The sequence below is a fragment of the Gordonia sp. NPDC003424 genome (genome assembly GCF_053588655.1).
The window spans coordinates 1-25910 of the sequence record NZ_JBSFQJ010000020.1; the positions used below are offsets into that span (position 1 = coordinate 1).

The window sequence follows — 25910 nt, forward strand, 5'->3', positions numbered from 1 at the left end:
CGCCATGCACCCATCATCCCAGGTCAAACCCCATAAACCCGGCGCGACACACGCCAGCAAGGCCAGCCGCAAATCCCAACAGCCCGATATCCCCTTGGCGGGTCGTCACTTGGGCGGATTTCCGTTGGGGTGGTCACGTCACCCACGGACGATCCGGAGTCCGATCCGATTCTCGGGACGTCACCGCCGACCCGTTGACTTTCCGCGAAATCGGTTGCCGCTCAGACATTTCTGCCACGGCGTGAGCGATCCGACTGTCGCGACTCCAACCACGACTGGAACGCGGTGACCGCGCCGGGCGCCATCGCGAGCTCGTAGGGGTGTCCGTCGGCGTCGGCGCCGGGCGCCAGTTCGACGATGATCATGCCTTCGAGGATGTCGGACTCGGTGCCGAACGGGCGCCGTCGGCGCACGATCTCGAGCGACCGCCGCTCGAGGGTGCGGGTGGGCCCGGGCCGCAGCGCGGTCAGCCGGAAGTACCGCAGGGCATCATCGCTGTAGTGGACGGTGCCGTGCCGCCAGCCCTGATCGTCGGCCGCCGGGAGTTCGCGCAACAGCACTGGCGTGCCCATTCGACGGAGCTGACTGAGCCGGTAACCCAGCAGGGCACACACGATCAGCGCGACGACCAGTAGAACGCCGAGCAACACGGCAACCAACGACACCCGGGGTACCTCTCCGGAAGTGGCCGTGCGGTGGGCTGTGGGCGATGTGCGACGAGGTCACACATCTGAAGTCGACGACTCCATGAGACACGGCCTTCCTGACTCCAGCATGCCAGACGACATCGGGTCGGCCGTCATCATGGCCGATCCGGCGGGCGACTCCGACGGAGATCACACTCGACGGCACGACCGGCGTGAGACGCACCACAGACACGAGGCCGGTCACCGCGATGTGCGGTGACCGGCCTCGTGATGACGCTGCTGGTGTTCGCCTACTTGCTCGCGTGCTCGACGGCGGCGAGGCGGGAGTGGGCGCGGTTGTAGTCGTCGCTGCCGGGTTCGGCGGCCTCCATCGCGGCCTTCTCGGCGGCCGCGTCGATGCCGTCGGACCACTGGGCCGATTCGGCGAGCACCGTCACCGCTTCACCGGTCACCGACAGGAAGCCACCCTGGACCGCCGCGGAGAGACGGTTGCCGCTCTCCTCGACGATCACGACGAAGCCGCCGGGCACCAGCTGGCCGAGCAGCGGCTCGTGGTGGGCCAGCACACCCAGCTCACCGGAGGTGGTCTGGGCGATCACGAAGGTGGCCTCACCCGAGTACAGCTTCTCGTCGGCGGCAACGACCTCGACGTGGAAGGACTTGTCTGCCATGGTGATCCGCTACTTTCCGGTGATCTTGGCGGCGGCGGCCTCCACGTCGTCGAGTCCACCGCAGCTGTTGAACGCCTGCTCGGGCAGGTGATCGAACTCGCCCTTGCACACGCGGTCGAACGCCTCGATGGTGTCGTTGAGCGGCACGACCGAGCCCGGCTGACCGGTGAACTTCTCCGCGACGAGGAAGTTCTGGCCGAGGAACTTCTGGATACGACGGGCACGCTGGACGGTGACCTTGTCCTCTTCGGACAGCTCGTCCATACCGAGGATGGCGATGATGTCCTGCAGTTCCTTGTACTTCTGCAGGATGCGCTTGACCTCGTTGGCGACGCGGAAGTGCTCGTCACCGACGATCGACGCCTCCAGGATGCGCGAGGTCGAGGTCAGCGGGTCCACGGCCGGGTAGATACCCAGCTGCGAGATCGGACGCGAGAGCTCGGTGGTCGCATCGAGGTGGGCGAAGGTGGTCGCCGGCGCCGGGTCGGTGTAGTCGTCGGCGGGCACGTAGATGGCCTGCAGCGAGGTGATCGAACGACCCTTGGTCGAGGTGATCCGCTCCTGCAGCTCACCCATCTCGTCGGCCAGGGTCGGCTGGTAACCCACCGCGGACGGCATACGGCCGAGCAGGGTGGAGACCTCCGAACCGGCCTGGGTGAACCGGAAGATGTTGTCGATGAACAGCAGCACGTCCTGGTGCTTCACATCGCGGAAGTACTCCGCCATGGTCAGCGCCGAGAGGGCCACGCGCATACGCGTGCCCGGCGGCTCGTCCATCTGGCCGAACACCAGGGCGGTGTCCTGCAGCACGCCCATCTCCTCCATCTCGAGATGGAGGTCGGTGCCCTCACGGGTGCGCTCGCCGACGCCGGCGAACACCGACGTACCGGAGAACTCACGCGCGATACGGGTGATCATCTCCTGGATGAGCACGGTCTTGCCCACGCCCGCGCCGCCGAACAGGCCGATCTTGCCGCCCTTCACGTACGGGGTCAGCAGGTCGATGACCTTGATGCCGGTCTCGAGGATCTCGGTCTTGCCCTCGAGTTCGTCGAAGGCCGGCGGCTTGCGGTGGATGCTCCACTGCTCGCCGTCGCGTCCGAGGCCGGGGGTGTCGAGGCAGTCGCCGAGCGCGTTGAACACGTGACCCTTGACCACGTCGCCGACCGGCACACGGATGGAGTACCCGGTGTCGGAGACGGTGGCGCCACGCACCAGGCCGTCGGTGGGCTGCATCGAGATGGTGCGCACCAGGTTGTCACCGAGGTGCTGCGCGACCTCGAGGGTCAGCGTCTTGGCCACCACGTCGAGGGTGACCTCAGCGTGCAGCGCGTTGAACAGGTCTGGGATCGAGCCGCGCGGGAACTCGACGTCGACGACGGGGCCGATGATGCGGACGACGCGGCCCTCGGCCGAACCCGCCGAGCTCTGCCCCTCTTGGGTGGTAACTGCTGCGGTCATTGTGGTTGGGTCACTTCCTCTTTGGATCGATGAGTCTAGTTGGCCAGGGCGCTCGAGCCGCCGACGATTTCGCTGATCTCCTGGGTGATCTGCGCCTGGCGGAGCTTGTTGGCCTCGCGGGACAGGTTGGTCGCCAGGTCCTCGGCGTTGTCGGTGGCGGCCTTCATCGCGGTGCGCCGTGCCGCCGACTCAGAGGCCGACGAATCCAGCAGGGCCGAATACACGCGTGTCGCAAGGTATTTCGGCAACAGCGCTTCGAGCAGCGTCTCGGCGCTGGGCTCGAACGAGTAATTGCGCGAGGCCTTGTGGATCTCGGCCTCTTCCGGGTCGTCCTCCTCGGTCACCACAAGCGGTGCGATCCGGCGCACCTCGGGCTCCTGGGTGAGCATGCTGACGAACCGCGTGTACACGAGGTGCAGTTCGTCGATGCCCTCCAACTTCCCCGAGCCGTCCGGCCGCTCGACTTCCTCCCCCGAACCCGCCACGAACAGGTCGACCAGGAAGTCGGTCGCCTGTGCGGCATCGGAGTACACGGGCGCCTGGGAGAATCCGGTCCACGAGTCGGCGAACGCGGTGCTGCGGAACGTGAAGTAGCCGACACCCTTCTGGCCCATCACGAACAGAACGGGATCCTTGCCCTCTTCCTTGACCAGCGAGATCAATTCGCGGGTGGCGCGCAGCACGTTGGCGTTGTAGCCGCCGCACATACCGCGGTCACTGGTGACGACGAGGATGCCGGCACGCTTCGGCTCTTCCCGCTCCTGCAGCAGCGGGTGGTCGAGCGACCCCGCGTTGCTCGCCAGCTCCGAGAGGACCTCGGTCATCTCGTGGGCGTACGGCTTCGCCGCCGCGACCCGGGCCTGCGCACGGGTGATCCGCGAGGTGGCGATCAGTTCCTGCGCCTTGGTGATCTTCTTGGTGGAGTTGACCGACCGGATGCGTGAGCGCAGCTCACGAATGCTGGCCATGAGCCCTCACCCCTTCCTTACGACGACGGTTGCGCGCTGCGATCACTTGCGGACCGTGATCTCTTCGTGCGCGACGTTCTCGGCATCCATGGCCGGGGTGTCGGCCTCATTGACGACGCGCTTGCCGTCGTGCGTCAGGTAGCTGTTCTTGAACTTCTCGGTCTCGGCGACCAGCGCCTCGGCCTCGTCGTCGGAGAGCACCTTGCCGCCGGCGATCGACTCGTAGACACCCTTGGCCTCGTGATGCAGGTGGCTCAGCAGCTGCGTCTCGAAGTTGCGGACGTCCTCGACGGGCACCGAGTCGTAGTGGCCCTCACCGCAGAGGTAGATCGACACGATCTCGTCCTCGACGGAGTACGGGCTGTACTGGTTCTGCTTGAGCATCTCGACCCAGCGGGCACCGCGCTCGAGCTGCGCCTTCGACGCATCATCGAGGTCGGATGCGAACGCCGAGAACGCCTCGAGCTCACGGAACTGGGCGAGCTCCAAACGCAGCGAGCCGGACACCTTCTTGAGGCCCTTGGTCTGCGCGGCGCCACCGACGCGCGACACCGAGGTACCGACGTTGATCGCCGGGCGGACACCCTTGTTGAACAGGTCCGACTCGAGGAACACCTGGCCGTCGGTGATCGAGATGACGTTGGTCGGGATGAACGCCGAGACGTCGTTGGCCTGGGTCTCGATGATCGGCAGACCCGTCATCGAACCGCCGCCCATCTCGTCGGACAGCTTCGCGCAACGCTCCAGGAGGCGGGAGTGCAGGTAGAAGACGTCGCCGGGGTAGGCCTCGCGGCCCGGCGGGCGACGCAGCAGCAGCGAGATCGCGCGGTAGGCCTCGGCCTGCTTGGTCAGGTCGTCGAACACGATCAGGACGTGCTTGCCCTGGTACATCCAGTGCTGGCCGATGGCCGAGCCGGTGTAGGGGGCGAGCCACTTGAAGCCGGCCGAGTCGGATGCGGGCGCCGCGACGATGGTGGTGTACTCCATCGCGCCGGCCTCTTCGAGGGCGGTCTTGACGCCGGCGATGGTCGAGCCCTTCTGGCCGATCGCGACGTAGATGCAGCGCACCTGCTTCTGCGGGTCGCCGCTGTCCCAGTTGGCCTTCTGGTTCAGGATCGCGTCGATGCAGACCGCGGTCTTCCCGGTCTTGCGGTCGCCGATGATGAGCTGACGCTGACCACGCCCGATGGCGGTCATCGCGTCGATGGCCTTGATGCCGGTGGCCAGCGACTCCTCGACCGGCTGACGCTCGAGCACCGTGGCGGCCTGCAGCTCGAGGACGCGCTGCTCCTCGGCCTCGATGTCGCCGAGGCCGTCGATCGGGGCGCCGAGCGGGTCGACGACGCGGCCGAGGAACTTGTCGCCGACGGGGACCGACAGCACCTCACCAGTGCGGGCGACCTCCTGGCCTTCTTCGAGTTCCTCGAAGTCACCCAGGATGACGGCGCCGATCTCGTCCTCGTCGAGGTTCAGGGCCACGCCGAGCACGCCGCCGGAGAACTTCAGCAGTTCGTTGGCCATCGCGCCGGGCAGACCGCTGACGTGCGCGATACCGTCCGAGGTGTCGGTGACGATGCCCACCTCGTCACGGGAGGCATCGGCTTCGAACGACGAGACATACTGCTCGATCGCTCCCTTGATTTCGTCTGGTGAGATCGTCAACTCCGCCATGGGTTTTCGTCTTTCTTGCTCGTCTACGTCTGGGTTCGGGTGGTTCGGGTGGGTGGTGCGCGTCAGCGCGGCAGGCTCGCCGACGCCTTCGCCAGTCGGGTGGCTACATCGGCTTCGATGATCTCGTCACCGACGGCGACACGCAGGCCGCCGACGAGTGCCGGATCGATCTCGGTCTGCACCGAGATGGTTCGGGCGTAGATGGTGCCGAGCACCGAGGCGAGCCGCGCCTGCTGCGCGTCGGACATCGCGGAGGCCGAGATGACGTGCGCCACCGACTCGCCTCTACGGGCGGCCGCGAGTTCGGCCAGCTGATCGACGGCGACGTCGGCCGGCTGCCCGTGCAGCAACGCGACACCGTGCGACAGCAGATACCAGGCATGGGGGCCGATGTTGCCCCGCAGAACGGTGCGCAACAGGTCGACACGCTTGTCTGCCGGATGTGTGTGATCGGCCAGCACCGATGCCAGACGCGGATTCTGCTCCAGCAGACGGGCGACCGCGAACAGCTCGTCCTCGGTCTGCTCGATGGTTCCGTCACGCTCGGCCGCGGTGAGCACGATCAGTGCGTTCTGCCGGCGCAGCGCGGTCACGAAGTCCGCGGTCGCCGACCAGCGCCGCCGGACTGCCGACACCAGCACCTCGACGACGATCGGCGAGACCTTGCCGCCGAACAGGTTTCGGATCACCTGTTCCTTGCCGCCGGGGTTGTCGTCGTCGTCGGTGAGTTTCTTGCGCAGCACCGGGTTGGCGTGGAGAACCCCGATGACCGCGGTCATCTCTTCGCTCGCGGTGGTGAGCGCCGCGCTGTCGAGGTCGGCACCCTTGGCGTCGAAGTCCTTCGCCACCGCACGGGCCGAGTCCCGGCTCGTGGCCCGCATGGAGTGCAGACCGATGAGGTCGGCGCGGTGTGCCACCAGGTCGGCGGCCGGTCCACCGGCGGCCATGGACTCGAGCTCGTCGATCGCCTTGTCGATGCTCGCCGACTGTGCTGCCGGATCGGCCAGACGCGAGCGGACCAGTGCGTCCGCCTCGTCGACCGCCGCGACACCGAGATCGGCGCGCAGTTGCCGCACGAGGTTGGCGCGGACGAGTTCGGACTGCGCCTTGCCGTGCTCGGAGATGCGCTTGAGTTCGGCCTGACGCTGCGCGTCGATGTCGTCGGCGATCGCCTGGGCGTCCTCGAGCGCGCTCGCATGCAGGCGGGCGGACTCGTCCTTGGCCTCGCTCAGTGCACGCTCGTGGGCCGCCTGCGCGTCGATCACCTTGGCCGCGGCATCCTCGCTGTCGACGACCTGCTGATTGATCGTGTCCTGCTGCTTGGCCACCGCGCGCTTCAGCGGCGGTAGCACCCACTTCCAGAACCCGAGGACGATGACGGCAAAGCCGACCAGCTGTGCGATAAAAACTTCCACTGTGTTAGTTCACCGTCTCCGTCTGCTCGGCCTTGTCGGCCGTGACTGTCGTTCCGAGCACACGCCCCGCCAGCGTCTCGGCCAGGCGGCCGACGTCGCGGCGTGCGGTTGTCGAGGCGTTGTCGGCCTCGACCTTCAACTCGGCCGTGGTGTCGGCGAGAGCGGCGTCCGACTCTTCGGTCGCGCGCCGCTTCGCCTCGGCCAGTTCCTCGTTCCCCTTGGCCCGCGCCTCGTCCCGGATACCGGTGGCATCTCCGCGCGCTTCCTTCATCGCGGCCCGGTAGTCGGTCTCGGCGTCGTCATAACTTGCCGCAGCAGCCTTGTTGTCCTCCAGGGTCTTCGCGACCCGCGCATCACGCTCGTCGAGCACCTTGACAATCGGCGGCACGACCATGATGCGGATGACGAGGAAGACGATCACGAAGATCAACAGACACACGAAGAACGTGGCGTTGGGGATGAGGAAGTTCTCTGCGGCGAGATTCATGATTCGGGTGTTCCCTTGGTCTGTGGTCTCAGATCAGCGGTCGAGATCAGGAAGTCTGACCGGAGATCGGGGTGGCGAAGACGAACAGCGCCATGAAGGCCAGGTTGATGAAGTAAGCCGCCTCGACCAGGCCGACGGTGATGAAGAACGGGGTGAACAGACGTCCCTGGGCCTCCGGCTGACGTGCGATGCCGGCGATCAACTGGGCACCGGCCAGACCGTCACCGATACCGGCACCGATGGCGCCGCCACCCATGATGAGGCCGCCGCCGATCAACGCGCCCAGACCAATCAGATTGGGATCCATTGAGAACTTTCCTTTCGGGTGATACTGGCAATCGGATTGCCAGGTCTTGGGGCCCGGCCGGCGCGGTGCCGGCCAGGGTCGAACCGGTTAGAGATGCTTGTCAGTGGTCATCGTCCATCTCCATCGCCTGGCTGAAGTAGAGAATCGTCAGCAGCGCGAAGATGAATGCCTGGATGAGTCCGACGAAGAGGTCGAAGGACTTCCACAGGGCGTTGGGCGCCCACAGGATGTAGGCGGGGAACAGCGCGATCACCGCGAGCATGGTGCCGCCGGCGAACATGTTGCCGAAAAGTCGGAGTGAGAGCGAGACCGGCTTGGCGATCTCCTCGATGATGTTGATCGGGGCCAGACCGATCGCGTGGCCCTTGACGAGGCGCCACGGGTGGCCGAGGACGCCGCGGCGTCGGACACCGGCCGCGTGGTACCAGACGAAGACGAACAGGGCCAGCGCGTAGACGAAGTTGACGTCGCTCGACGGGGTCTTGAGAAGTTCGCTGGTGATCACGTTGCCCTCGTGATCGCTGGTGCCGTACTGCGTCGGGATGACGCCGATCCAGTTCGCGATCAGGATGAAGGTGAACAGGGTGACCGCCAGCGGCAGCACGAACCCGGCGATCTTCATGCCGATGCCGCTCTCGATCTGACCGCGCATCTGGACGGTCAGCACCTCCCAGTACAGCTGCACCGAGTTGGGCTTCTTGGAGGTGATCCTCCATCGGAGCAGGAACGCCAGCAGGATGACGACCACTGCGGCGATGGTGGTCGCCAGGATCGTGTCCGTGTTGACCGTGAACCCGAACCAGGTGGCCGTGGTGTGATGGCCGACCTCGATGGACGTCTCGGCCAGGTTCATCGTGTCCGCGCCGTCAGTGAATACGGTCATAGCTGCTTACGAAGTCCTTTCATCACCGGAATCACCGTGTTCAGCACCAGGACAACCTGGCCGACGGCAAGTCCGAACATCGCGCCCAGCCCGTCGGGCCGGACCAGGAAGGCCGCCGCCAATGCGAGAACCGTGATGGTCCCGAGGCGGTAGGCAGAGTTGAGGGCGAGCAGTTTCTTGCGTGGGTTCTCCGCCGAGGCGACATTCTCGACCGAGCGGATGACCAGTTTGGTGTTGACGAAGACCAGCACCACGCCCGCGAGGAAGAACACCGCGAACCAGGGATGTCCGAGTGCGATGGCGATCGCCCCGACGATCACCGTGATGACGCCGGCGATGATTCCCGGGCGTCGAAGTCCGGTGGGTGCAGCCGGATAATAAACGGGGCTCGAGTCCGTGGCAGATGCCGTCATGCGCCTCTCCTCTAACTCTTTCCCCTGCCCCGCGCGGTGGACCCATGCCACCGGCACAAAGCAGCGCGCGTGCGATCGGTGACTGGCGTCACCGGGCGTAAGCTCGCAGTTTTCTGTGACCCTACCAACAGCCGTCCATGCGTCACCCAGCGGGTTGGACGCCTGGTCCGGCTTATGGGATGCGACGCGGCGTGACACACGCGTCGTCCGGACTCCGGAACCGTCGCGGTGTCATCCGCGCCGACCTACTACGGGGAATAGTACACGGGTTTTTACCCTCGCCTTACCAAGGGGTGACGAACTCTCCGACCGGGCAGGCGATCAGCGCCCCGATGGACGGGGTGTCAGTCGACCGGCTCGGCACGCCCGCTCGTGCGGATCTCCGCGATCCGGCGCTGCAGCCGGGGTGCCATCGTCACCAGCAGCGCGACGATGAGTCCGGCCCCGAACAGCGGCGCGACGACCGACACGGGCAGCAACGTGCTGGCGGCGGCCGAGAAGGCCAGCACCCCGACCCAGAGATAGATGATGACGGCGACCCGGCGCTGTGAATGGCCGAGTTCGAGCAACCGATGATGCAGGTGCATCTTGTCCGGGGTGTAGAACCCGACACCCGCACGAGTCCGTCGCACCACCGCCATCAACATGTCGAGCATCGGCACGAACACCACCGCGGCGACCAGGAGCAGCGGTGACAGCAGGGTGAACACGTCGGCCGGGCCGTAGGCGTTCATCGCGATGCGGCCCGACGCGCTGGTCGACGCGGCGGCGAGCATGAGGCCGATCAGCATCGCGCCCGAGTCACCCATGAAGATGCGCGCGGGCGAGAAATTGTGCGGAAGGAAGCCGAGACACGCCCCCGCGAGGGCGGTGGAGATCAGTGCCGGCGGGTAGTAACTGACGTCACCGCCCTGATCGTGGAGCAACCCGATCGAGAACATGCAGATGGCCAGGGCCGCGATCAGCCCCAGTCCGGCGGCGAGCCCGTCGAGTCCGTCGACGAAGTTGACGGCGTTGATGGTTGCGACGGTGATCGCGACGGTCAGCAAACCGGCTTGCAGCGGGTCGAGCACGACGGTGCCGATGTCGGCGAACGGGACGTACAGCAGATACCAGCTGACGCCCATGATGACGAGTACGCCGGCAGCGGTGAGTTGTCCGACGAACTTCGTCAGCGCATCCAGGCCCCACCGATCGTCGATCACGCCGACGAGCACGATGACCGTGCCCGCGACGATCACCGCGCTCATGTCGTTGGTGTAGGCGAAGCCGCGCGTGAGCGCCGGAAGGTTGGCGGCCAGCGCGATCGCCGCCACGATGCCGGCGAACATGCCCAGCCCGCCGAGCCGTGGTGTCGGGATGACGTGGACGTCACGCACCCGGGGCACCGCCACCGCACCGACCCGGATCGCGAACACCCGGACGGCCGAGGTCAGGATGAAGGTGACCGCGGCGGCGGTCAGACCGACCAGCGCGAGCTCCCGGATCGGTACACCCGCTCCCCCGTCGCCGACCACCGACAGCGCGGCGACGTGCGGGGCGCCGGGGAAACCGGCTGCGGGAGGATCGAACACCCGGACAAGGCTACCCGCCGAGCATCTCCTCGATTTCGCGGCGGATCGCGGCGTGTTGGGGTCCGTCGACGGGCTCGGCCAGGGCGCGGCGGATGCACGCGGCGACCGCCGGCATGTCGTCGACCCCGAGGCCCGCGAGCACCGCCGACGAAGTGCCGACCCGGATCGCCGACCCGGTGGCCGGCGGCTGCCGGTCGAACGGCAAGACCGCCTTGTCGACGACGATCCCCGATGCCGCGAGCCGCCGCTGGGCCTCGAGGCCGGTCAGTCCGACGCCGGAGACGTCGACCACGGCCAGGTGGATGTCGGTGCCGCCGCTGACGATCCGCAGGCCGGATTCGGCCAGCTCGTCGGCGAGTCGCCGGGCCGCGGCGATCAGCGTCGCGGTGTGGTCCGCGAACTCCGCGGTGGCCGATTCGCGCATGCACACCGCTTTGGCGGCAATGGAATTCATCGACGGCCCGCCCTGGACAAACGGATGCACGGCCTTCTGCAGCACCTCCGCGTACGCGCCGCGCGCGAGGATCATCCCGCCGCGCGGACCGCGTAGCACCTTGTGGGTGGCGACGGTGACGACGTCGGCGTGCGGGATCGGAGACGGTATCGCGCCCCCCGCGACCAGGCCGGCGAGATGCGCGGCGTCCAACCACAGGATGGCCTCTGCCTCGTCGGCGATGGCGCGCAGGGCGGCGACGTCGATCAGGCGGGAGTAGGCGGCGGCACCGGCGGCGATGATCCGCGGCCGGTGCAGCAGGGCGAGGTCACGCAGTTCGTCGTAGTCGATGCGTTCGTCGGATTCGCGCACGCCGTAGTGGACGGGCGAGAACCAGCGTCCGGAGAAGTTGGCGCGGGAGCCGTGGGTCTGATGACCGCCGTGGTCGAGGCGCAGCGCCACCACCGGATCACCTTGCTGCGCAAAGGCGGCGTACACGGCGAGGTTGGCGATCGACCCCGACAGCGGCTGCACATTGACGTAGTCGACGCCGAACAGATCGGCGGCGCGGTCGACGGCCAGCCGCTCCACCTCGTCGACCACTTCGCAGCCGCCGTGATAGCGCGCCCCGGGATAGCCTTCGGCGTACTTGGCGCCCAGATCGCTCGCCAGCGCGGCGCGGACCGCGGGACTCGCGGGTGTCTCGCTCGCGATGAGTTGCAGGGTCGTCGCCCGGCGGCGCTCCTCGCGCTCGATCAGCGCGGCCACCTGCGGATCGGTCTGCGAGAGGTTCTGCACGGCGTTCACGTCGTGGCGATCAGGGTGGCGGGATCGACGTCGAGCACTTCGGCGATGGCCTCGCTGGACACCGCTCCGACGCGGAGGATGCGGGGCGTCGCGTCGGTGAGGTCGACGATGGTCGAGGCCTGCGCGGCCGCCGCCGGGCCGCCATCGAGGTAGACCGTCACCTTCTCCCCCAGCTGTTCGCGGGCCTCGTCGACGGTGGTCGCGGGCGGGCGGCCGGACACGTTGGCGCTGGACACGGCCATCGGGCCCACCTCGCGCAGCACCTCGATCGCCACCGGGTGCAACGGCATGCGCAGCATCACCGTGCCGTCGGTGTCACCGAGATCCCAGGACAGTGACGGGGCCTGCTCGACGACCAGGCTCAGTCCACCCGGCCAGAACGCCTCGACGAGGTCGCGGGCCGCGCTCGACACCGTTCGGACGAGGCCGTCGATGGTGTGCCAGGAACCGACGAGCACCGGGACCGGCATGTCCCGGCCGCGTCCCTTGGCGGCCAGCAGATCGGTGACCGCCTCCGAATCGAAGGCGTCGCAGCCGATCCCGTACAGGGTGTCCGTCGGAAGTACCACCAGCCGACCGGCTTTCGCCGCCCCGACGGCCGTACGTATGCCCGCTGCCCGACTCTGCGGATCACCGCAGTCGAATACCGTGCTCACGTCGCCATCCTTCCATGGCCGTCATCGGCGTCGGCGTCCGGTCACGAACCGCGGGCGGCCGGTCAGGTCGTCGCGGGCCCGGATGTCGCTGAACGCGTGTGTCGCCTCGACGGCGGCGAGCACCGCGGCCGAGGTCGACTCGTCGTGCTCGATGCCCATCGCCCCGCCCGGCCGCAGGATTCGGGCGATCACCGAGGCCATCGGACCGATCACCGACATACCGTCGTCGCCGGCGAACACCGCCTCGGGCGGATCGTGGTCCACCTCCGGCGGCACCGCGGTTCCGAGGGGGACATACGGCGGATTGCTGACCACGACGTCGAGGGAGTGCGCGGGGATCGCCCGGGTCACCGCCACGGCGTCGGTGACGTCGGCGGCGACCACGGTGATCCGGTCGGTGCCGGCGCCCAGCGCGTGATCGACGTTGCGCCGCAACCACGTCAGGGCATCGGCCGAACGCTCCACCACCCAGACACGAGCGGTCGGCACGGCGAGCGCGATCCCGATGGCGAGCGCGCCACTGCCGCCACAGAGGTCGGCGACGCAGGGTTCGGCGGTGTCGGCCATCTCGCGCACCGCCCACTCGAGGAGGACTTCGGTTTCCGGGCGCGGCGTGAACACACCCGGCCCGACGGCGAGTTCCGCGGGCCCGAACGATGCCGTCCCGATGATGTGCTGCAACGGGATTCGCTGCGCGCGCCGTCGCACTGCCGCACGGAACCGTTCCACCGCGTCGGGGTCGAGATCGTCGAGGATCAGCAGACGCCCGCGATCGACCTCGAGCACCGCGGCGAGCAGCCATTCGGCGTCCACCCGCGCGGACTCGACCCCGGCCTCGGCCAAGACCGTTGTCGCCCAGGATAATTCGACGTCGACCCGGCCGCCCGCGGACGGGTCAGGCGTGGTCACTCGGCGGCGAGCCGGGCCGCGCGATCGGCGGCGACCAGCGCATCGAGCAGCGCGTCCATCTCGCCGTTCAGGACCGCGTCGAGATTGTTGGCCTTGTAACCGATTCGGTGATCGGTGATCCGGTTCTCCGGGAAGTTGTAGGTGCGGATGCGTTCGGATCGGTCGACGGTGCGGATCTGCGCGGCCCGGCCCTGTGCGGCGGCGGCCTCGGCCTCTTCTTCGGCCGCGGACTGCAGGCGCGCGGCGAGCACCTGCATGGCTCGCGCCTTGTTCTGCAACTGCGAGCGCTCGTTCTGGCAGGTCACGACGATGCCGGTGGGCAGGTGGGTGATGCGGACGGCGGAGTCGGTGGTGTTGACACCCTGTCCGCCCTTGCCCGACGACCGGTACACGTCGATGCGCAGGTCGGACTCGTCGATCTCGACCTGCTCGACCTCTTCGGGTTCGGGGTAGACGAGGACGCCCGCGGCCGACGTGTGAATCCGGCCCTGCGATTCGGTGACCGGCACCCGCTGGACGCGGTGCACGCCGCCCTCGAACTTCAACCGTGACCAGACACCGTCGCGCTGCGCTTCTTTCGACTTGATCGACAAGGTCGCGTCCTTGTATCCGCCGAGGTCGGATTCGGTGACGCCCAGGATCTGCGCCTTGAAGCCGTGTCGCTCACAGTATTTGAGGTACATGCGGGCGAGGTCGGCGGCGAAGAGTGCCGATTCCTCGCCGCCCGCACCGGATTTGATCTCCAGCACGACGTCGTCGGCGTCGTGCGGGTCGCGAGGTGCCAGCAGATCGGTGAGCGTCGCGTCGAGTTCGGCCACCGTCGCCTCGAGGGCGGGGATCTCCTCGGCGAACGCCGGGTCGTCGGCGGCGAGTTCGGTTGCGGCGGCGAGATCGTCGCGGGCGGACTGCAGTCGCTGGTGGGTCGCCATGATCGGCGCGAGCTCGGCGAAGCGTTTGCCGACGCGGCGCGCGGCGGACGGATCGTCGTGCAGGGACGGGTCGGCGAGCTGCGCCTCGAGGCCGGCGTGTTCGGCGAGGATGTCGTCGATCGCCGACGGACTCTGTGTGCTCACCTTGCACTCACCTTCTGACTGTGTTTCTGTGGGACGCTCACGGTTCCTGAGCGAGCGAGGAACGAGCGCGTCGAAAGGCGCTGCGCTCGCGGGCTCCTCAGGGATCGGGGCAGGCGGCGGACAAGAAAAACGACGCCCGATCCAACGCGCACGAGGCGCGCCGATCGGGCGTCGTCGATCCGGCTACTTGGCGTCGGCGCTCTTGGTCCGCTTGCCGTAGCGCTTCTCGAACTTGGCGACGCGGCCGCCGGTGTCGAGGATCTTCTGCTTGCCGGTGTAGAACGGGTGGCACTGCGAGCAGACTTCGACGTTGATCCGTCCGTTGTCCGCGGTGCTCCGCGTCTCGAATGTGTTCCCGCAACCGCAGACCACGGTGGTCACTGCGTATTCGGGGTGAATGCCCTGCTTCATCTGGTTGTCCCTTTCTGTGGTCGCCGGGTCACCGTCGGAGGTCGATGGTGTGAACCGGAACCGGACTCGACCGCTCAGTATGCCACGCGAGGTCGCACACCTGGAAATCCTCCAGGAGCGGCGCCCTGCAGGGCATCTTTTCCACGGTCCATGGTCCGCAACGGCGGTTGCGGAGGTTTCATTCCCGACGATCAGTCGTCGTGCATCACTCCCGGCGCATTCTTCTGCACTTGCATGAGGAACTGGATATTGTTCGGGGTCTTCTTCAGCTGACTGACCAGCAGGTCGATCGCCTGCTGCGAATCGAGCCCCGAGAGGACGCGCCGCAGCTTGTGCACGATCGCGAACTCCTCGGGCGACAGCAGCAGTTCGTCCTTGCGGGTGCTCGACAGGTTGACGTCGACGGCCGGGAAGACGCGCCGCTCGGCGATCTTGCGGTCGAGTTTGAGCTCGGCGTTGCCGGTGCCCTTGAACTCCTCGAAGATGACGGTGTCACCGGTGGAACCGGTCTCGACCAGCGCGGACGCGATGATCGTCAACGATCCGCCGTTCTCGATGTTGCGCGCCGCACCAAGGAAACGCTTCGGCGGGTACAGGGCGGTGGAGTCCACACCACCGGACAGGATGCGGCCCGACGCCGGCGACGCGTTGTTGTACGCACGGCCGAGGCGGGTGATCGAGTCGAGCAGCACGACGACGTCCTTGCCGTTCTCCACCAGACGCTTGGCACGCTCGATGCCGAGTTCGGCGACCGAGGTGTGGTCTGACGGCGGCCGGTCGAACGTGGACGCGATGACCTCGCCCTTCACCGAGCGCTGCATGTCGGTGACCTCTTCGGGACGCTCGTCGACCAACACCACCATCAGGTGACACTCGGGGTTGTTGGTGGTGATCGCGTTGGCGATGTCCTGCAGGATCGTGGTCTTACCGGCCTTGGGCGGCGACACGATCAGCGCACGCTGCCCCTTGCCGATCGGCATGATCAGGTCGATGACCCGGGTCGACAGCCGCTCCGGAGTGGTCTCCAGACGCAGCCGCTGGTTCGGGTAGAGCGGCGTGAGTTTGTTGAACTCGGGACGCTTGCGGGCGGTCTCGATGTCGGTGCCGTTGACCGTGTCGAGGCGCACGAGCGGATTGAACTTCTGCCGCTGGTTGGGCTGCTCGCCCTCGCGCGGCACCTTGACCGCGCCGGTGATCGCGTCGCCGCGTCGCAGCCCGTTCTTACGCACCATGTTCATCGACACGTACACGTCGTTGGGTCCGGCGAGGTAGCCGGAGGTCCGCACGAACGCGTAGTTGTCGAGCACGTCGAGGATGCCGGCGACGGGCTGCAGGACGTCGTCGTCGGAGACCTGCGGTTCGTTCTGGCCACCGCCGGCGTTCTCGCGGTCACGTCCACGACGACGCTCCCGGAAGCGACGGCCTCGCCGACCGCGGCCGTCCTCGTCGTCGTCGCGGTTGTTGTTCTGGCCGCCGTTGTTGGGACCGCGGTTGTTCTGTCCGCCCTGCTGTCCGGCGTCGCGGTTCTGGTTGCTGTCGCGGCCCTGGTTGTTCTCGCGATTGTTGCGGTTCTGGTTGTCGTCGCGGTTCTGGTTGCGGCCGCGACCACGGTTGCGCTGGTCACCGCCCTCGGCGCCCTCCCCGCGGTCAGAATCCCCGCGGTCAGAGGCCGGACGACCGGTGGCCGCGCGGTCGGTGGCCGGCTCGGCGCTCGCGTCGGGGGCCGATTCGGCGCTCGCGTCGGGGGCCGATTCGGCGGTCGCGGTGGCGGCCGACTCGGCCGTCGCCGCACGACGGCGTCCGCGGCCCGTCTCGGCGCCCGACTTGGTGTCGACGGCGGGTTGCGACGAGCCGTTGTCGCGGGTGCTCGACCCGTCACCGGCGTCGGTGATGGTCATCTGGCCACCGGCGGAGGCCTTCGCCTGCCCGCCCGAGCCCTGTCGTTCCTTGATCGCGGCGATCAGGTCGCCCTTACGCATGCCGGAGATGCCCTTGATGCCCAACTCGGCGGCCAGAGCGCGGAGTTCGGGCAGCACCATGGCGGCCAAGCCGGTGCGCGTGCGGGTGGATCCGCCGCTCCCGGTGGGCGCTGGTGCGGTGATGAGGTCCGTATCCGTCACGGATTTCCTTTCGTTCCCCGGCAGCGGAGAGAACTGCGCCGGAGGTCTATGCCACCCCGCCTCAGGTAGGCGGGACGTCGTCCCTTCTGAGGGTCTGTCGGTCCTCGTCAAGGACGGTCAGAAGAAATTGCGGCCGTTGCGGTGTGTTCGCGGGTCTGTGCTCGACACCCTGCCGACACCCGGCGGGTGGCAGCAGATCAGGCGGCCGGACAACCGGACGACGAGATCGGTAATCGGTGAGGAGCACGGCAGAACATGCCTGCGCGGCCAGACCAGTATATGCTAACCCGTTCGCATGATAGGGGCAACACACCGGTGCCGCGAATCGCCGTCTGCGGCTGCTGCACCGGTTCCCGATGTGGCTCACCCAGCGGCACGAACCGGGGTGGTCAGACCCGACCGTGGGTGACCTCGACGCCTCCGGCGATCGCGACGGTCGACGGGACGAATCCGAGTCCTTCGGCGACGTCTCGGGCCTCGCCCGACATCGGTCCGACGCCGAGGACGAGCACCGTCGGGCCTGCCCCCGACACGGTTGCCGCATACCCGCGTTTGCGCAGCGCGCCAACGAGCTCCGCGGTCTGCGGCATCGCTTCGGCGCGGTAGTCCTGATGGAGACGATCGGCGGTCGCGGCGGACAACGACGAGGGGTCGGCGGTCAGCGCCACCACCGCCAGCGCGGCGCGGCTCAGGTTGAACACCGCGTCCACGCGCGGAACCGTGTCCGGGAGCAGCCCGCGGGTGTACGACGTCGACGATTCGGTGTCCGGCACGAAGACCGTGGCGGTGATGTCCGGGTGCACGACGAGACGTCGCGCGTGATATCGGTCACCACCGGGATCGGATTCGGTCCAGGTGACGACCGCCGAGCCGAGCACACTGGCCGCCGCGTTGTCCGGGTGACCTTCGAACTCCGAGGAGAGCTGCACGAGTTCGGCGTCGTCGAACGCATCCCGCACGCCCGCCGCGACGAGCAGCCCGGAGGCCGCCGCGAGCCCGGACACCGCCGCCGATGCCGACGAACCGAGTCCACGCGAATGGGGAATGGCGTTGATGCAACGCAGTTTCAGACCACCCGCCCGCACGCCCGCGACACCGAGCCCGCGTCCGATGGCCCGCACGACGAGGTGACGTCCGTCGCGCGGCACCTCGTCTGCGGCCTCGCCGGAGACCTCGACCTCGATGCCGCCGAGCGTGGTCTCGACGATGAGTTCGTCGTAGATGCCCAGCGCGATGCCCAGGCAGTCGAAGCCGGGCCCCAGATTGGCGCTCGACGCGGGAACCCTGACCCGCACGCAAAGCCCTTCGGGCAGAACGGCATCGACGATATCGGGGGTGGCAGACGAGTCGGTCATGGCGGTGGTCACGCGGGTCAGCGGACGCCGAGCGCGTCGGCGACGGCGACCGGGTCGACCGGGATCGCCTCGACCTCGGGCATGCCTGCGAGAGCGGTGTCGGGGTCCTTGAGCCCGTTGCCGGTGACCGTGCACACGACGGTGGAACCGGCGGCGATCCAGTTGTCGGCGCGCGCCGCGAGGAGCCCCGCGACACTGGCCGCCGACGCCGGCTCGACGAACACACCCTCCTTGGCGGCGACGAGACGATATGCCTCGAGCAGCTTCTCGTCGGTCGCTGCCCGGAACTGGCCGTCGGACTGCTCCTTGGCCGCGACCGCCTGATTCCAGCTGGCGGGCGATCCGATGCGGATCGCGGTGGCGATGGTCTCCGGATTGCGCACGGGCGCCCCGTTGACCAGCGGTGCGGCTCCGGCCGCCTGCACACCGAGCATGCGCGGCAACGACGACGAGATGCCGTCCGCGTGGTACTCGGTGTAGCCCTTCCAGTACGCGGTGATGTTGCCCGCGTTGCCCACCGGGAGCGCATGGACGTCGGGTGCGCGGCCGAGGACGTCGACGATCTCGAAAGCCGCGGTCTTCTGGCCCTCGATCCGGGACGGATTCACCGAGTTGACCAGTTCGATCTCGGTGAACTCGGCGGTGGCCTTGCGGGCGAGTTCGAGGCAGTCGTCGAAGTTGCCCTGCACCTGGATGATCTTGGCGCCGTGCATGACCGCCTGGGCGAGCTTGCCCATGGCGATCTTGCCCTCGGGGATGAGCACGGCGCAGGTGATGCCGGCCCGCGTGGCATAGGCCGCCGCCGACGCCGAGGTGTTGCCGGTCGAGGCGCATAGCACAGCGGTCTTGCCGTTGTTCACCGCGGTCGACACCGCCATCGTCATCCCGCGGTCTTTGAACGAGCCCGTCGGATTGAGTCCCTCGACCTTGAGATAGACCTCGCAGTCGCTGATCTCGGACAGATACGGTGCCGAGATGAGCGGTGTTCCGCCCTCCAGGAGGGTGACGACCTGCCAGTCGTCGCCCACGGGCAGACGGTCCCGGTAGGCTTCGATCAGTCCCGGCCACCGGCGGTGGACCACGGTGGGCTCAGTCATTGGTTCCTTCCAATCGCAGAACACTCGAAACCTTGATCACGGCGTCCATGTCTTCCAGTGCGGCAACACATTCCGACTGTGCACGATCGGGGGCGCGGTGGGTCACCACGATCAGCCGGGCCTCGTCGCCCGCGCCCTCCTGCCGCACCGCGGCCAGGCTCACCGACCGTTTGGCGAACTCCCCCGCGACCTGCGCGAGAACACCGGGCTTGTCGGCCACCTGCATGGAGATGTAGTACCGCGTGGGCACGTCGTCGATCGATGCGATCGGCAGTGCGGCATAGGTGGATTCGAGCGGACCGCGCCCGCCGTGCACCTTGTTGCGTGCGGCCATGACCATGTCTCCCAACACCGCGGACGCGGTCGGCGCGCCACCGGCGCCCTGCCCGTAGAACATCAACCGGCCGGCGTTCTCGGCCTCCACGACGACGGCGTTGAAGGCACCGTTGACCGTCGCGAGCGGATGCGCCAGCGGGATGAGTGCGGGATAGACGCGCGCCGAAACCCGTTCACGCCCTTCGGCATCGCGGATGCGCTCGCAGATCGACAAGAGTTTCACGGTGCAGTCGAACTTCTTCGCCGCGACGAGGTCGGCCGAGGTCACCGAGGAGATGCCCTCGCGATGTACATCGGCGGCGGTGACCCGCGTGTGGAAGGCGATCGATGCGAGGATCGCGGCCTTGGCGGCGGCGTCGTACCCCTCGACGTCGGCGGTCGGGTCGGCTTCGGCATAGCCGAGACGCCCTGCCTCGGCGAGGGTTTCGTCGTAGCCGGCGCCCGTCTCGTCCATCGCGGACAGGATGAAGTTGGTGGTGCCGTTGACGATGCCCGCGACGCGGTCGACGGTGTCCCCGGCCAGCGACTGCATCAACGGCCGCACCACCGGGATCGCCCCGGCCACCGCCGCCTCGAAGTACAGGTCGACCTTGGCCTGCGCTGCGGCGGTGGCCAATTCCCCGGTGTATTCGGCCAGCAGCGCCTTGTTGGCGGTCACCACCGATTTCCCGCTCTGCAACGCGGTCCGGATCAGTTCGCGTGCGGGGTCGATGCCACCCATGAGCTCGACCACGATGTCGACGTCGTCGCGGGCGACGAGCGCGGCCGGGTCGTCGGTGAGCAGATCCTGGGACACCTTGCGCGGCTTGGCCAGGTCGCGCACCGCCACGCCGCGCAGCTCGACCGGCGCGCCGACGCGGGCGCGCAGGTCGTCGGCGTTGTCACCGAGGATGCGCACCACCTCGGTACCGACGTTGCCCATGCCGAGCACGGCCACACCGATGGTCTTGCCGCTGTCCGCTTTGTCGTTCATTCGGTCACCTCCAGAGTGAGGAAGTCGTCTATGGTCTCGCGCCGAAGCAGCAGCCGCGATGTCGAATCCGCAACTGCCACAACCGCTGGCCGGGTCGCGAGGTTGTACCGCGAGGACATCGAGTAGCAGTACGCGCCGGTGGCGGCCACCGCGACGAGGTCGCCGGGTCCCAGGTCCGACGGCAACCAGCAGTCCTTGACGATGATGTCACCACTCTCGCAATGCTTTCCGACGACACGGCTGACCACCGCGGGAGCGTCGGAAACCCTCGACACCAAGCGGATGTCGTACTCGGCCTGATACAGGACGGTGCGGATGTTGTCGCTCATCCCGCCGTCGACGGAGATGTAGCGGCGGGTCAGATTCTTGCCGATCGTCACGTCCTTGACCGTGCCGACCCGGTAGAGCGTGACCGTGCCCGGTCCCGCGATCGCCCGTCCGGGTTCGACGGCGATCTGCGGCATCGGCAGTCCGACCGCCGCCGACTCGCGTTCCACGATGCCGGCCAGGGTTTTCGCCACGTCGTCGATCGGCAGCGGATCGTCCTCGGGAAGATACGAGATGCCCAGTCCCCCACCGAGATCCACGATGTGAAGCTGGGAGGTCTTGTCGACGCCGAACTCGGCGACGACGTCCTTGAGCAAACCCAGGACACGATGTGCGGCCAGCTCGAAGCCGTCCATGTCGAAGATCTGCGAGCCGATGTGGCTGTGCAGTCCGACGAGTCGGAGGTTGTCGGTCGCGAACACGCGCCGCACCGCATCCATCGCCACGCCGCCGGCCAGCGCGAACCCGAACTTCTGATCCTCGTGCGCGGTGGCGATGAACTCGTGCGTGTGTGCCTCCACGCCGACGGTCACCCGGACCAGGACGTCGGCGACGATGCCGCGTTCACCGGCCAGCGCGTCGAGGCGCTCGATCTCGGTCATCGAGTCGAGAACGATGTGCCCGACGCCGGCGTCGAGCGCCATCGCGAGTTCGTCGACGCTCTTGTTGTTGCCGTGCAGCGCGATTCGCTCCGGCGGGAAGCCGGCCCGCAGTGCCACTGCGAGCTCGCCGCCGGTGCACACGTCGAGCGAGAGTCCCTCGGCGGCGACCCAGCGGGCGATCTCGGTGCTCAGGAATGCCTTGGACGCGTAGTGAACTCGCCCGTACGGTCCGAACGCGGCGAGCATGTCGGCGCAACGAGACCGGAAGTCGGCCTCGTCGACGACGAACAGCGGTGTGCCGTAGGTGTCGGCCAGTTCGGTCACCCCGACCCCGGCGAGCCGGACCTCGCCGGAGTCATCGCGGGAAGCGTTGCGCGGCCAGACGTTCGCCGGCAGCGCGGCGAGTACTGCCGGATCGTTGGGCCGCTCCGCGAGGTGCGGCGCGGCCAGCAGTTCGGCGTGCCGGGGTCCGGCGGGATGCGCGTTCACATCCGCTCCGGGGCGCTGACACCGACGAGTTCGAGTCCGTTGGCGAGCACCTGCCGGGTGGCGGCGCACAACGCGAGACGGGCCCGGTGGATGTCGGCGGCCTGCTCGTCACCCTGCGGCAGGACCCGGCACCGCGCGTAGAAGCGGTGATATGACCCGGCCAACGATTCCAGATACCGGCAGACCCGGTGCGGCTCACGCAGTTCCGCCGCCGTCTCCACGACCTCGTCGAAATCGCCGATGGTGCGGATCAATTCACCTTCGGCCGGGTCGTCGAGCAGGTCGAGATGGTCGGTGGCGGCCTCGAGTCCGAGGTCGACGGCGTTGCGCGACAGCGCCGACAGTCTGGCGTGCGCGTACTGGACGTAGTAGACGGGGTTGTCGTTGGACTGCTTGCGCAGCAGATCGAGGTCGATGTCCATGTTCACGTCGACCGACGACCGGATCAGGGCGTACCGTGCGGCGTCGGTGCCGACCGCGTCGACGAGGTCGTCGAGGGTGATCACGGTGCCGGCCCGCTTGCTCATCCGGACCGGGACGCCGTCGCGCACCAGGTTGACCATCTGCCCGATCAGCACCTCGACGGTGTCCGGGTCGTCGCCGAGCGCCGCCGCACACGCCTTGAGCCGCTTGATGTACCCGTGGTGGTCGGCGCCGAGCATGTAGATGCACAGATCGAAGCCGCGATTGCGCTTGTCGCGGTAGTAGGCGATGTCGCCGGCAACGTAGGCGGCGTTGCCGTCGCTCTTGATGACGACGCGATCCTTGTCGTCACCGAAGTTCGTCGACCGGAGCCACCAGGCTCCGTCCTTCTCGTACAGGTTGCCGTTGGCCTTCAGTTCGGCGATGCATTCGTCCACGAGACCGGAGGTGAACATGGAGTTCTCGTGGGTGAAGACGTCGAAGTCGGTGCCGAAGTCGTGCAGGCTGGTCTTGATGTGGTCGAACATCAACTCGACGCCGATCGACCGGAACGTCTCGAGGCGCTCGGCCTCCGGCTGATCGAGCACGTCCGGCGCCTTGGCGAGGACCGCGGTGGCGATGTCGTCGATGTAGGCGCCGGCGTAGCCGTCCTCCGGGGTGGGTGCGCCCTGCGCGGCGGCCTGCAGCGATCGGGCGAACCGGTCGATCTGGGTGCCGTGGTCGTTGAAGTAGTACTCGCGCGTCACCGCTGCTCCGCGCGCCTGGAGAACCCGCCCGAGGGCGTCGCCGACCGCCGCCCACCGCGTCCCGCCGAGGTGGATCGGTCCGGTCGGGTTGGCCGAGACGAACTCCAGGTTGATGGCGCGGCCGGCGAAGTTCTCGCCCCGGCCGTAGGCGGCACCGGCGGCAAGCACCGTCGAGACGACGGTGTTCTGGGCAGCGGCGGCCAGCCAGATGTTGACGAAGCCCGGTCCGGCGACCTCCGCCTTCGCGATGCCGTCGGTCGCGGTGTAGGCGTCTGCCAGCCACCCGGCGAGTTCGCGCGGGTTGACCCCGAGTTTCTTGCCGAGTTGCAGCGCGACGTTCGTGGCGTAATCGCCGTGATCGGCATGGCGCGGACGCTCGACGACGACGGTCTCGGGCACCAGGGATTCGTCGAGCCCATGGTCTCGGACAACGGTCAGCGTCGCGGCTGCCAGCAGCGCGGCGAGGTCGGCGGGAGTCACGGGTCACCATCCTATTGGCCGAGGCCGGTCCGGGGACAATCGCCTCCTGGTCTCACGTTAGGTCGGAGAGGCGATCGGTGGGGGCGGCGTCACGCCGGGAAGGGTTCGACCTCGGCCACAGCGCGCGGCGCAATCGATCATCGACGGTCGTGAACATCATTTCTGCATGATCGCGGTCTGTGCATTGATCGCGTCGACGAGCCGGTCACAGGTCTTCCGGTCGAGGGTGCCGACGGCCGCTTCACACTCGCTCAGACGCGCCGCGAGCATTCCGAGGTTCGCCGCGATCACGTCGTTCACCGTCGTGTCGTGAGCGACGGTTCCGGCGGAAACGTTGCCGCACGCAGCAGGCAGCCGCGACTCGTTGCCATCGACGATCGGTAGCCGGGCCTTCGCCATGGCGTCCACGGCGGATGCGCACTTCGTGAGCGTGTCGAGGTGGGTCGACTCCGCCGTCCGAAGCGAAACCGCCCAGTCGGCGGTGAACGACACGCCGATGAGTGCGATCGCGAACACGATGATCGCGGCCGCAGCTCTCGGTCCGGTCACCATGCTCACCACGCGGCGGCGGACGACAATCGCCATCGCACGCGTCTGGGTGGCGTAGACCTCGGCGCGGATCTGTGCCGAGCGCGCGAGCCATTGCGGGACAAGGCGATGATGCGGATTGCGCTCGGCAAGCATTTCCATCTCCACGCCGATATTGGAGTACTTGGTGATCGACTTCGCCGCTTTGTCGATCCAGTCGTAGCGCTGCCCGTTCTCGTCGACGTAGGCCAACTGATCTGCCAGCTCATCGGGTTGCTCGTCTTTGTCGATCGTGGTGATGTCGGCGGGTAGCGGGTTCTCCTCGATCACCACCGCGTTCACGTTGAGGTGCCCGAATTGGTAGTAGGCGTCCGCGATGATCGACGCTTCGCTGCGCCGTCGCTGGTAACGACGATTCTTCTTGTTCTCGGCGCGCCACTCCGCCCAACTCCGGCGCCGCGTGGCGTCGTCAACCACCGCATGGTCGATCTCGGCGGGTGCGAGAGTGTCGGCGAGCGCGATCATTGCATCCACTGTCGCGCGAGACGCATCGGCCATTGCCCGCGACGCGACGGTCACCGAGTCACCGATCTCTTGTCCCCGGACGAGTCGTCGGGTCAGTTTCCGTACCGACTTGACGTGTGTATCTGCGGTCTCGGCACGTCCGTTCAGCGTTTCGGTACTCGACGAAAGATCCTGACTGCCCAGCCCGGCGGCCTCTGCCGCAGCCGTCACGACCGATGAGGCATACGCGGCAGCATCTTCCACGGCTGCCACGACACCGGTGTTGCCGGACCTTTCGTCGGCCTGCGTGGTCATGATCGCCGCTCGACGCGCACCGACGGCCGCGGTCGCCGTCAACGCCGCCACGCGCAAACGAACAACAGCCGTCGATGAGGTCTGTGCCGGCGATCTCCTCGTGATCTGGCGAAGCCCGGCCGACGCCCAGTCGATCAGTCGTCGAAGGCGATGCCGAGGAGTCGTCGGCATGGCGGCCGCGATGTCCAATGCGGCCCGTGCCGCGGAGAGCGCGTGATTGCGTTGTGCGGCCGTGGATTCTGACGCGTGGGCAGCTCGGGCGGCGACGATCGCGGCGTTCTCGGCGGCACGTGCATCGCCCAGCCACGACTTCCGTCTCCGCCGCTCATCGTCGTCGTTCTCGCGCTCGTTGTCGGCCGCCGTCGGCGCCGAGATGTCGCCGTTGAAGATCATCTCCTGAATATTCAGGAGCATGTAGATCTGGCGTGTCGCGACTTGGAGCAGATAGCCGACGTAGAAGGCCGAGAACGCCATCGCCGCCAAGAAGACCGCCGCCGCGATAAACGCACACCAGCCCTTCACGCCGACCAACGGAAAGACGTCGGTGGCCTTGGTCAGGCCGACCCAACCGACTGCAGCCGTCCCGAGCCCGCCGATCGCCTTACCCCAGACGTCCGCCTGCGTCCGCAGCGAATCGGACATGTCCGAATATCTCTTCGCCACCGCCTCGGCCTGCGCGGCGAGCTCCCGATAAGCGACTTCGGGTCCCGAAGGGACAGTGGCCGCGGGCGGCCGACTCGGCGCGGCGACCGCAGGAGGGCGACCGCGCCGCGGAGCGAGCCTGGGTATCGTGCTCATCTCCTGCCACTCCTGCCTCGCCCCCTACCTG

General features: G+C 67.7%; 23 protein-coding genes. All 23 read right to left on the minus strand.

Annotation, left to right across the window (positions count from 1 at the left end):
• Positions 1 to 221: 221 nt before the first annotated feature.
• Positions 222 to 665 carry a DUF2550 domain-containing protein gene (locus ACWDTI_RS22490; RefSeq protein ID WP_449740349.1) on the minus strand — a complete coding sequence of 148 codons (444 nt, stop codon included), beginning with the start codon at positions 663 to 665 and terminating at the stop codon, positions 222 to 224.
• A 272-nt stretch (positions 666 to 937) separates the two neighbouring features.
• Positions 938 to 1318 carry a F0F1 ATP synthase subunit epsilon gene (locus ACWDTI_RS22495; RefSeq protein ID WP_449740350.1) on the minus strand — a complete coding sequence of 127 codons (381 nt, stop codon included), beginning with the start codon at positions 1316 to 1318 and terminating at the stop codon, positions 938 to 940.
• Between the two features lie 9 nt (positions 1319 to 1327).
• On the minus strand, positions 1328 to 2779 hold the full coding sequence (gene atpD / locus ACWDTI_RS22500; RefSeq protein WP_449740351.1) for a F0F1 ATP synthase subunit beta: 1452 nt from the start codon (positions 2777 to 2779) through the stop codon (positions 1328 to 1330).
• Positions 2780 to 2814: 35 nt separating this feature from the next.
• Positions 2815 to 3747: a F0F1 ATP synthase subunit gamma gene (locus ACWDTI_RS22505; RefSeq protein WP_449740352.1), complete on the minus strand. Its 933-nt coding sequence runs from the start codon at positions 3745 to 3747 to the stop codon at positions 2815 to 2817.
• A 42-nt stretch (positions 3748 to 3789) separates the two neighbouring features.
• Positions 3790 to 5418 carry a F0F1 ATP synthase subunit alpha gene (gene atpA, locus ACWDTI_RS22510; protein WP_449740353.1) on the minus strand — a complete coding sequence of 543 codons (1629 nt, stop codon included), beginning with the start codon at positions 5416 to 5418 and terminating at the stop codon, positions 3790 to 3792.
• Positions 5419 to 5480: 62 nt separating this feature from the next.
• Entirely contained in the window at positions 5481 to 6833 is a 1353-nt protein-coding gene (locus ACWDTI_RS22515; RefSeq protein ID WP_449740354.1) for a F0F1 ATP synthase subunit B/delta, read from the minus strand.
• Between the two features lie 4 nt (positions 6834 to 6837).
• On the minus strand, positions 6838 to 7320 hold the full coding sequence (locus ACWDTI_RS22520) for a F0F1 ATP synthase subunit B (protein ID WP_449740355.1): 483 nt from the start codon (positions 7318 to 7320) through the stop codon (positions 6838 to 6840).
• Positions 7321 to 7366: 46 nt separating this feature from the next.
• Positions 7367 to 7627: a F0F1 ATP synthase subunit C gene (locus tag ACWDTI_RS22525; RefSeq protein WP_187589202.1), complete on the minus strand. Its 261-nt coding sequence runs from the start codon at positions 7625 to 7627 to the stop codon at positions 7367 to 7369.
• A gap of 100 nt (positions 7628 to 7727) precedes the next feature.
• Positions 7728 to 8510, minus strand: coding sequence for a F0F1 ATP synthase subunit A (atpB, locus tag ACWDTI_RS22530; RefSeq protein ID WP_449740356.1), 783 nt, complete (start codon positions 8508 to 8510; stop codon positions 7728 to 7730).
• Entirely contained in the window at positions 8507 to 8923 is a 417-nt protein-coding gene (locus ACWDTI_RS22535) for a hypothetical protein (protein ID WP_449740357.1), read from the minus strand. The genes atpB and ACWDTI_RS22535 overlap by 4 nt, the downstream gene beginning before the upstream one ends.
• 344 nt (positions 8924 to 9267) lie before the next feature.
• Entirely contained in the window at positions 9268 to 10446 is a 1179-nt protein-coding gene (locus ACWDTI_RS22540; RefSeq protein ID WP_449740429.1) for a glycosyltransferase family 4 protein, read from the minus strand.
• Positions 10447 to 10507: 61 nt separating this feature from the next.
• Positions 10508 to 11737, minus strand: coding sequence for a serine hydroxymethyltransferase (locus tag ACWDTI_RS22545; protein WP_449740358.1), 1230 nt, complete (start codon positions 11735 to 11737; stop codon positions 10508 to 10510).
• Positions 11734 to 12393, minus strand: a complete 660-nt coding sequence (locus ACWDTI_RS22550) for an L-threonylcarbamoyladenylate synthase (protein WP_449740359.1) — start codon at positions 12391 to 12393, stop codon at positions 11734 to 11736. Before ACWDTI_RS22550 ends, ACWDTI_RS22545 begins: the two co-directional genes overlap by 4 nt.
• 21 nt (positions 12394 to 12414) lie before the next feature.
• On the minus strand, positions 12415 to 13302 hold the full coding sequence (gene prmC / locus ACWDTI_RS22555) for a peptide chain release factor N(5)-glutamine methyltransferase (RefSeq protein ID WP_449740360.1): 888 nt from the start codon (positions 13300 to 13302) through the stop codon (positions 12415 to 12417).
• Positions 13299 to 14375 (minus strand): peptide chain release factor 1, encoded by a 1077-nt coding sequence (gene prfA / locus ACWDTI_RS22560; RefSeq protein ID WP_449740361.1) that lies wholly within the window; start codon positions 14373 to 14375, stop codon positions 13299 to 13301. The genes prmC and prfA overlap by 4 nt, the downstream gene beginning before the upstream one ends.
• A gap of 183 nt (positions 14376 to 14558) precedes the next feature.
• A complete protein-coding gene (gene rpmE / locus ACWDTI_RS22565; protein WP_449740362.1) occupies positions 14559 to 14786 on the minus strand; it encodes a 50S ribosomal protein L31 in 228 nt (75 codons plus the stop codon).
• Between the two features lie 191 nt (positions 14787 to 14977).
• Complete coding sequence (rho, locus tag ACWDTI_RS22570) at positions 14978 to 16906, minus strand: transcription termination factor Rho (protein ID WP_449740363.1); 1929 nt, start codon at positions 16904 to 16906, stop codon at positions 14978 to 14980.
• 389 nt (positions 16907 to 17295) lie between these two features.
• Positions 17296 to 18261 carry a homoserine kinase gene (gene thrB / locus ACWDTI_RS22575; RefSeq protein ID WP_449740430.1) on the minus strand — a complete coding sequence of 322 codons (966 nt, stop codon included), beginning with the start codon at positions 18259 to 18261 and terminating at the stop codon, positions 17296 to 17298.
• 17 nt (positions 18262 to 18278) lie between these two features.
• The gene (gene thrC / locus ACWDTI_RS22580) at positions 18279 to 19358 is read right to left on the minus strand and encodes a threonine synthase (RefSeq protein ID WP_449740364.1); all 1080 of its coding nucleotides are present in this window, start codon (positions 19356 to 19358) and stop codon (positions 18279 to 18281) included.
• Positions 19351 to 20667 carry a homoserine dehydrogenase gene (locus tag ACWDTI_RS22585; protein WP_449740365.1) on the minus strand — a complete coding sequence of 439 codons (1317 nt, stop codon included), beginning with the start codon at positions 20665 to 20667 and terminating at the stop codon, positions 19351 to 19353. Before ACWDTI_RS22585 ends, thrC begins: the two co-directional genes overlap by 8 nt.
• On the minus strand, positions 20664 to 22085 hold the full coding sequence (gene lysA / locus ACWDTI_RS22590; RefSeq protein ID WP_449740366.1) for a diaminopimelate decarboxylase: 1422 nt from the start codon (positions 22083 to 22085) through the stop codon (positions 20664 to 20666). Before lysA ends, ACWDTI_RS22585 begins: the two co-directional genes overlap by 4 nt.
• On the minus strand, positions 22082 to 23734 hold the full coding sequence (argS, locus tag ACWDTI_RS22595) for an arginine--tRNA ligase (protein ID WP_449740367.1): 1653 nt from the start codon (positions 23732 to 23734) through the stop codon (positions 22082 to 22084). The genes lysA and argS overlap by 4 nt, the downstream gene beginning before the upstream one ends.
• Positions 23735 to 23890: 156 nt before the next feature.
• The gene (locus ACWDTI_RS22600) at positions 23891 to 25723 is read right to left on the minus strand and encodes a hypothetical protein (protein ID WP_449740368.1); all 1833 of its coding nucleotides are present in this window, start codon (positions 25721 to 25723) and stop codon (positions 23891 to 23893) included.
• Positions 25724 to 25910 lie beyond the last annotated feature (187 nt).